Origin of the sequence: Bartonella sp. AU18XJBT (assembly GCF_028618595.1) — a bacterium.
Lineage (GTDB): Bacteria > Pseudomonadota > Alphaproteobacteria > Rhizobiales > Rhizobiaceae > Bartonella.
Genome location: NZ_JAQITE010000053.1, coordinates 1 through 7,530 on the forward strand (window position 1 = coordinate 1; position 7,530 = coordinate 7,530).

The 7,530-nt window shown below is 35.3% G+C and carries 6 protein-coding genes; 1 reads left to right on the plus strand and 5 read right to left on the minus strand.

The genetic code is table 11. The features are described from left to right. Positions 1–2,843 (plus strand): type ISP restriction/modification enzyme (locus PVV60_RS09000; RefSeq protein WP_273724421.1); only part of this gene is annotated, 2,843 nt, incomplete at its 5' end. Positions 2,844–4,062: 1,219 nt separating this feature from the next. Here the strand turns inward: PVV60_RS09000 and PVV60_RS09005 are convergent. The 5 genes from PVV60_RS09005 to PVV60_RS09025 form a co-directional block, all read right to left on the minus strand. After that, the gene (locus PVV60_RS09005; protein WP_273724422.1) at positions 4,063–4,533 is read right to left on the minus strand and encodes an SMI1/KNR4 family protein; all 471 of its coding nucleotides are present in this window, start codon (positions 4,531–4,533) and stop codon (positions 4,063–4,065) included. Next, positions 4,530–5,015, minus strand: coding sequence for an SMI1/KNR4 family protein (locus tag PVV60_RS09010; RefSeq protein ID WP_273724424.1), 486 nt, complete (start codon positions 5,013–5,015; stop codon positions 4,530–4,532). Before PVV60_RS09010 ends, PVV60_RS09005 begins: the two co-directional genes overlap by 4 nt. A gap of 54 nt (positions 5,016–5,069) precedes the next feature. Further along, a complete protein-coding gene (locus PVV60_RS09015; RefSeq protein ID WP_273724426.1) occupies positions 5,070–5,660 on the minus strand; it encodes an SMI1/KNR4 family protein in 591 nt (196 codons plus the stop codon). A gap of 54 nt (positions 5,661–5,714) precedes the next feature. Then, complete coding sequence (locus tag PVV60_RS09020; protein ID WP_273724427.1) at positions 5,715–6,284, minus strand: SMI1/KNR4 family protein; 570 nt, start codon at positions 6,282–6,284, stop codon at positions 5,715–5,717. Positions 6,285–6,348: 64 nt separating this feature from the next. Further along, on the minus strand, positions 6,349–7,530 hold a 1,182-nt coding region (locus PVV60_RS09025), incomplete at its 5' end, for an HNH/ENDO VII family nuclease (protein WP_273724428.1).

Genomic DNA, 7,530 nt, shown 5'->3' on the forward strand with positions numbered 1-7,530 from the left:
GAGACTTATTCCGCCGTTCTGAATTTTTTGATTTTGTCAAAGCCATTTTTCTGGATAGTTTTAAAATCACGGATTATTGGGGCATATGGGCGAACAATGTTGCTGAGATTGCTCAAAACCATATTACGCATCTTCAAAACCTGCTTGCTGATGAAACCAGTGAAGCCTTTCATGCCTTTGATGCATTCCATAAGGAATTAAAGAACAACGTCAACAGTGAAATAAAAAAAGAAGAAGCGATTGAGATGTTAGCCCAACATCTTGTCACGCGTCCCGTGTTTGAAGCTTTGTTTGAGGGCAATGAATTTGTCCACAACAATGCCATTTCGCAAGCCATGGATAAGATCTTAACGGAACTGGATAAAACCAATATCGAAGAAAAAACCAAAGATCTTGATAAATTTTACAAAAGTGTCACGTTCTGTACAGCAGGGATTACCGAAACTCATGCAAAACAGAATCTTATTATCAACCTTTATGAAAGTTTTTTTGCCAAGGCATTTAAAAAAACCACGGATAGGCTTGGAATTGTTTATACGCCCGTTGAGGTTGTTGATTTTATCATTCATTCTGTTGATGATGTGTTGCGCAATGAATTTGGAAAAAGCCTTGGTTCACGGGGTGTTTCTATTCTTGACCCTTTCACTGGAACGGGTACCTTTATCACACGGTTATTACAATCGAATCTCATCAAACCAGAGGATATGGAATATAAGTTCCGTCATGATATCCACGCCAATGAGATTGTCTTACTTGCCTATTACATAGCAGCGATTAACATTGAATCAACTTATCATAGTCTTATGAAAGGTGAGTATATCCCATTCAAGCATATTGGTTTAACCGATACGTTTCGGATGCTTGAAGAAAAAAATCTGCTGCAAAAATTATTTAAAGAAAACAGTGAATATTTAGAACATCAAAAGAAACTGGATATTAAAGTTATTTTGGGCAATCCCCCTTATTCGGTAGGACAAAAAAGCGCTAATGATAATGCAAAGAATACTCCTTATCCCATATTAGATGATCGTATTCGTGAAACTTATGCTGCTCAGTCAAATGCAACTAATATGCAAGCACTTTATGACAGTTATATCCGTGCTATCCGCTGGGCTAGTGACCGTATTGATAATGCTGGAGTAATCGGCTTTGTTTCTGGTTCTGGTTACATAGAAAAGTCTACAATGGACGGTTTACGAAAATCTTTAGCCAAAGAGTTTACGAGCATTTATGTACTTAATTTACGGGGAGATATTCGCAAAAATATGTTAAGCAATGGAACTGCTCAAGAAGGTGAGAATATTTTTGGTAATGGTAGTATGACGGGTATTGCCGTGACATTGTTTATCAAAAATCCTAATGTTTCTGCAGAGTGTAAAATTTATTATCATGATATTGGAGATTCTTTCACAAGAGAAAAAAAGCTTAAGACAATTAAGGACTTTGGTAGTATTAATGGCATTACACGGAGTGAACAAGGTTGGCGAATAATTACACCAGACGGGCATGGCGATTGGATAAATCAACGTGATGATAGTTTTAAGACGTTTCTAGCTTTAGGTGTTAAAAAAGGGCATGATAATAAGCTCTTTGAAACTTTTTCATATGGTGTTAAGAGCAATCGCGATGCTTGGGCATACAATTCAAGCCGTGAAGCTCTCGCAAAGAATATGAGTAATATGATTACTTTCTATAATAGTGAAGTAGAACGTTTTAATAATACCTACTCATACACTGACCGCAAGACACGTACCAATGCTGTAGATGATTTTGTAAATTCAGATGCTAAAAAAATAAGTTGGAGCCTTAATCTTAAAAAACAATTGGTAAAAGGCAATACCTTCGAATTTGGAGCAGTGTATCTTACTCAAAGTCTATGCCGTCCTTTTACACAACAATGGCTCTATTATAATAGTATCTTCAATGAAATGCTTCATCAAATTCCACGTATTTTTCCCATAGGACAAGCGGTTGAAAATAGAGTTATAAAAATTGCCGCTGTAGGAGCAAGAAGTGGTTTTTCTGTACTTATGTCTGAAGATTTGCCCAATCTTCACGCAATAGATACTAGTCAATGCTTTCCACGCTATATTTATGAAGACACTATGGTCTCAAAAGATAGAAACAAGAAACAAACTCATTTATTTACGAATTCTATAGAAAAAAGCATCAATGCTGATTTACAACGTCGTGATGCCATTACGGATGAAGGATTAGCCCATTTTCAAGCTGCTTACCCTAATGAAAAAATCACTAAAGATGATCTATTCTACTATGTTTACGGACTACTTCATTCGGAAGATTATCGCTCTCGTTATGCTGATAATCTCTCTAAGGAATTGCCTCGTATCCCTTGTGTAAAGAGTGCTGATGATTTTTGGAAATTTGTAACAGCGGGGCGTAAACTCGGTCATTTGCACGTGAATTATGAAGATGTAGAGCCTTATCCAGTGACCTTTAAAAAAGGTAATCCAAAATTAACAGACATCTCTAATCCAGAAAAGTTTTATTACGTGACTGAAATGAAATTCGCAAAAATAGGTAAAGAGAAAGATAAATCAACTGTTATTTATAACAGTAATATCATCATGACAGATATCCCTCTTGAAGCTTATGAGTATATCGTCAATGGTAAACCCGCTCTTGAATGGGTTATGGGGCGTCAATGTGTAAAGACTGATAAAAAGAGTGGTATTATTAATGATGCCAATCGTTATGCTGTTGAAACCGTTGGCAACCCTGCCTACCCTCTAGAGTTGTTTCAAAGGGTTATTACCGTAAGTTTAGAAACAATGAAAATCGTAAAAAACTTACCAAAATTGGAAATAAGAGAAACTGAATAACTTATAAAGCATGCTCACATAATGGGTATGATAAACGCATAAGGGGTATAGAGCTTATAACCATAATCTATACCTCTTTTGTTAAGTTTATTACATTTAATCTTTAAAAGGATAATTTATCATGCGTTATTCTAAAAAGAAATCATTTGCACTTTTAGATACTCTCATTTGGATTGCTTTAAGACTTATAAGAAATCCACTCTTAAACAGAATACGCTTCTTTTGGATTGCCTTTAAAAGATTATATCGCAATCTCAAATGATAGCTTTATAGCTTTCAAAAGCTTTGTTTAAAAAGAGTTATGTATATTCATTTTCTTATATTACTTATAGGTTTTGTCTGTTTTTAAAACCCCCAAAACACCGACAAAACCCTCTTAAATATATATTAAAGATTGTATTTATGTATTGTGTTTAATATAGATTGTTTATTTGAAAGATTAACTTATTGAAATATAATAACTTTTATTTTTGACTAAAAATATATATAAAGGGGGGGGTAAAAAGACCCCCCAAAACCCCCATAACCCCCTAAACTCATAACCATAATAGTCTTAATAGGATTTCTTATCATTATAAACTGTCTTTTGAAAATTCACTTAATATGTTTTAAAATAACTTTTTACTCTTATTATTTTTTAAGTATCAACCTTTAAATCTATAAATACGTCTTGATAGCATTTCTTATGATTATACCCCCTTTCTTTTGAAAGGCTTTAAAGGATCACATGCTTTTTTAAGACGTGTTTTAATCACTCACTAAAATCATAAGGTTATCTATTTAAATAAACTGATAAAAATTCATACAAGGGATTTTAATAACGTAATCAGTTTTTACTTTCATACGCTTTTCATAAAGCACATTTTAATCACTCACTAAAATGATTACTTTTGTCAGTTCAATTTACTGACACATAACTGACAAGTTTTAATCAACTCACATCATTGGTTATCTTTAAAGATTGTACTATTGATATGAGTTATGTTTTAAAGACATTAACCTATTGAAATATAATGTTTTTAATTTTTCTCATTAAAAAAAAATAATATAGGCTTTAAAAAGAACTGACAACACTGACAAGACTGACACGGTCTATTAAAAGCTATTTTGCTCATCTCTATAATTATCATTCTCTCTTTAGATGTTTTCATAACAGACTATAAATAACAATTATCCTATTTATCAACTAGTTGTATAACATCATCCAAGGTATAGGTTTTCATGAATCTTCCCCTGCATGGTCCTTAATTCTTTTACAGAGAAATTCATAAAAATTACTTGCGTAATACTGGGGATCGCTAGGTGGAAACTTAAGATAGAGCGGACACTCTCCATCTCGAAACTGAGTATAATCAAAGTAAAATGTCTCACCAAAATCAGTTCTACTCACAACAAGCTGTTCTGATGTCGCAAAACCATTTTTTATATCTGTTAAGTGATAATAAACAATATCACCAGCAGGAATACCTACATAATCCCCATAAATGCTAAATATTTCTTCACAACCAATTTCTCCTCCTCCGTAATTTTTTAAAAAACTCTTGTAGGAAGTTGTAAACTGCAAACCGAGAGTTTTTTCTGCTTTTTCAATTAGTACATCATCAACTCCATCATCAGCAGTACCAAAATCGATACTATCGCTATATTTATCAACTAGTACTGCAACATCAGCTAAGGTATAAGTTTTCACAAATCTTCCCCTGCGTGCTCTTTAATTCTTTTACAGAGCAATTCATAAAAATTACTGGCGTAATATTCAGAATCGCCCAATGGAATCTTGACGTAGAGTGGGCATTCACCATCCTGAAACTGAGTATAATCAAAGTAAAATGTCTCACCAAAATCAGTTCTACTGACAACAAGCTGTTCTAATGTCGCAAAACCATGTTTCCTATGATATAAGTTTTTATGCACAATATCACCAGCAGGATGATCCTCAAAACTTGCGTTATAAATGCTAAAAATTTCCTCATAACCAATTTCTCCTCCCTTATAATTTTTTAAAAAATCCTTATAAGAAGTTGTAAACTGTAAACCGAGAGCTTTCTCCGCCCTTTCAATCACGAGATCATCAACTGCATTATCTTTAGTACGAAAATGGATAATATCATCATCATATTTATCAACTTTATCAACTAATTCTATAACATCATCTAAGGTATAGGTTTTCATAGATGAATCTCAAAACGTGCGTGATAGACATTCCGTATTTCCTCACTATCAATTTCACCTCTTCCATAGTTTTTTCCAAAAACTCTTGTAAAAAGGTATAGGTTGCGGAGTGGGAGTGTGCTCAGTCTTTTCAATCGGTTGGTCACCTTCAGGTATCTCTTCTCCCACGCTTTCTTTAATTCTTTTGCAAAGGAATTCATAAAAATTACTGGCATAATATTCGCAATCTTCAGATGGAAGCCTGACATAAAGTGGGCATTCTCCATCCCTAAACTGCGTATAATCAAAATAAAAGGTTTCACCAAAATCTGTTCTGCTAACGAAAAGCTGCTCTGGTGTCACAAAACCACGTTCTCCATTGAGTAAGTTTCGGTAAACAATATCACCAGCAGGAATACCTTCCCCACACTCCTTATAAAGACTAAAGATTTCATCACCACCAATTTCTCCTCCTCCATATTTTTTTAAGAAAACTTTGTAAGAGGATGTGAATTGCAAACCCAAAGCTTTCTCCGCCTTTTCAATCTGTAAATCATCTGTTTCATTCTCTTCATCATCTTCACTACCCAAATTGATAATCTCATCATCATATTTATTCACTTTATCAATTAATACTGCAACATCAGCTAAGGTATAGGTTTTCATAGATGATCCTCAAAACGTGCGTTATAAAAGCTCCGTATTTCCTCACTATCAATTTCACCTCTTCCATAGTTTTTTCCAAAAACTCTTGTAAAAAGGGATAGGTTGCGGAGTAGGAGTGTTCTCAATCTTTTCAATTGGTTGGTCTCCATCAGGTATCTCTTCTCCCGCGTGTACTTTAATTCTTTTACAAAGGAACTCATAAAAATTACTCGCGTAATATTCGCAATTATCCAATGGAAACATAACATAGATTGGACATTCACCATCCCGAAACTGCGTATAATCAAAGTAAAAGGTTTCATCAAAATCAGCTTCACACACGATAAGCTGTTCTGCTGTCACAAAACCACGTTTTCTATCATTTAAGTTCTGAAAAACAATATCACCAGCAGGAATACCCATAGGATTATCATAAAGACTATAGATTTCTTCACCACCAATGTCCCCGCCTTTACAATGTTCTAAAAAACTCTTGTAAGACGATGTAAATTGTAAACCGAGAGCTTTCTCCGCCTTTTCAATCACGAGATCACCAACTGCATCATCTTCAGTACCAAAATTGATAATATCACCATTATATTTATCAACTAATTCTAAAACATCATCTAAGGTATAGGTTTTCATCAATTATTCTCCATAAATTATTCTATAAATCTCTGTTTTTTCTCTTTTCATCAACCGTAGAGTATTACTGCTGATGCTCCTGTCCCCATCTGTTAAAATCTAGACCTATAATGCCCCATTTCATATTGATTATTCCTCCTAAACTACTGTTTTTTTGTTCTCCATACCCATTACCAAGTTTATACCAATATTCCTCTCTCTGCTTCTCAAACTTTTTTCTATCTATGAGTGATTGATGTGTTTTTGGATTAGCATGAATAACAGAAGTATATTTTTTATGAAATTCATGGCTCATTTCTGCTAAGGGGCCATCAGGGGTTTGATTTAGGTGATGCAACTCAACAGACTTACCATCATATCCTATAGGTGCTCTTCTTGCTTTCATTCTATCAATATTAGTGCCCCACACTTTTTCCCCTTTTATCATCCAGTAAGAAATTCTGTTAGGATCAAACAGGTCGTCTCTCCGATAAACTGTGTAGGTCTGTCCAAATTTGCTATCGGTAAATTTAGTGGGTTTCTTTTTTAACCACTTCTTTTTTTCTTTAGCAGCGAGTTTAGTTAGTTCTTTCTTCGCCGCAAGTTTGTCAGGATCTCCTTGAGCGGCAAGTTTGGCAAGATTTTTCTTGGAAGCAAATTGGGCAAAATCTTTCCTAGCAATGAATTTAATCCAAGCCTTTTCGCCAAGCTTTATGGCTCCCTTGGCTGCTCCAGCAACTCCTGTCATTAGGGATGCTGTTTCAGTCAATAATTTTCCAAATTCAAGTCCAGCTTTAAAGGATCCACCAGCACCGGCTCGCTCATATTCCTCCTCCATTTTATTAATGCGATCTACATAGGACTGTCCAAGGGTCCGACCAATTGTTGCCAAAATCTCACCACTGCTGAAAAAATCTTTGAGCGCTTTCAAAGTCTCTTCGGGATGTGTGGCTATTTGCAAAAAACCATCAGCCGTATCGTATATTTCAGCCGGGACACCAGCTACCATACCTGCCGTAAAGCTTGCATTTTGCCCCCAACTAATAGCAGACCATTTCGCAATCACTTTTGCTTGACATAAAAGGTCAGGACACTCCTTTAATTCTTTCTCCATCTGAGCTTGTTGAGCACTGCTGAGGTAGTTATTTGCAGCGGCATTACCAGCGGCATCAGCGCCGGCATCAACATCGCCACCGGCAAGGGCAGCGGAAAATCCCCCCACAGCCCGTGCGACATCAATGGTGTGGTCTCTAAAGTCAGCAAACTC

Coding starts and splice junctions, on each gene's coding strand:
- PVV60_RS09015 (WP_273724426.1), bottom strand. CDS start 5,660: ATGAAAACCTATACCTTAGCTGATGTTGCAGTATTAATTGATAAAGTG.
- PVV60_RS09010 (WP_273724424.1), bottom strand. CDS start 5,015: ATGAAAACCTATACCTTAGATGATGTTATAGAATTAGTTGATAAAGTT.
- PVV60_RS09020 (WP_273724427.1), bottom strand. CDS start 6,284: ATGAAAACCTATACCTTAGATGATGTTTTAGAATTAGTTGATAAATAT.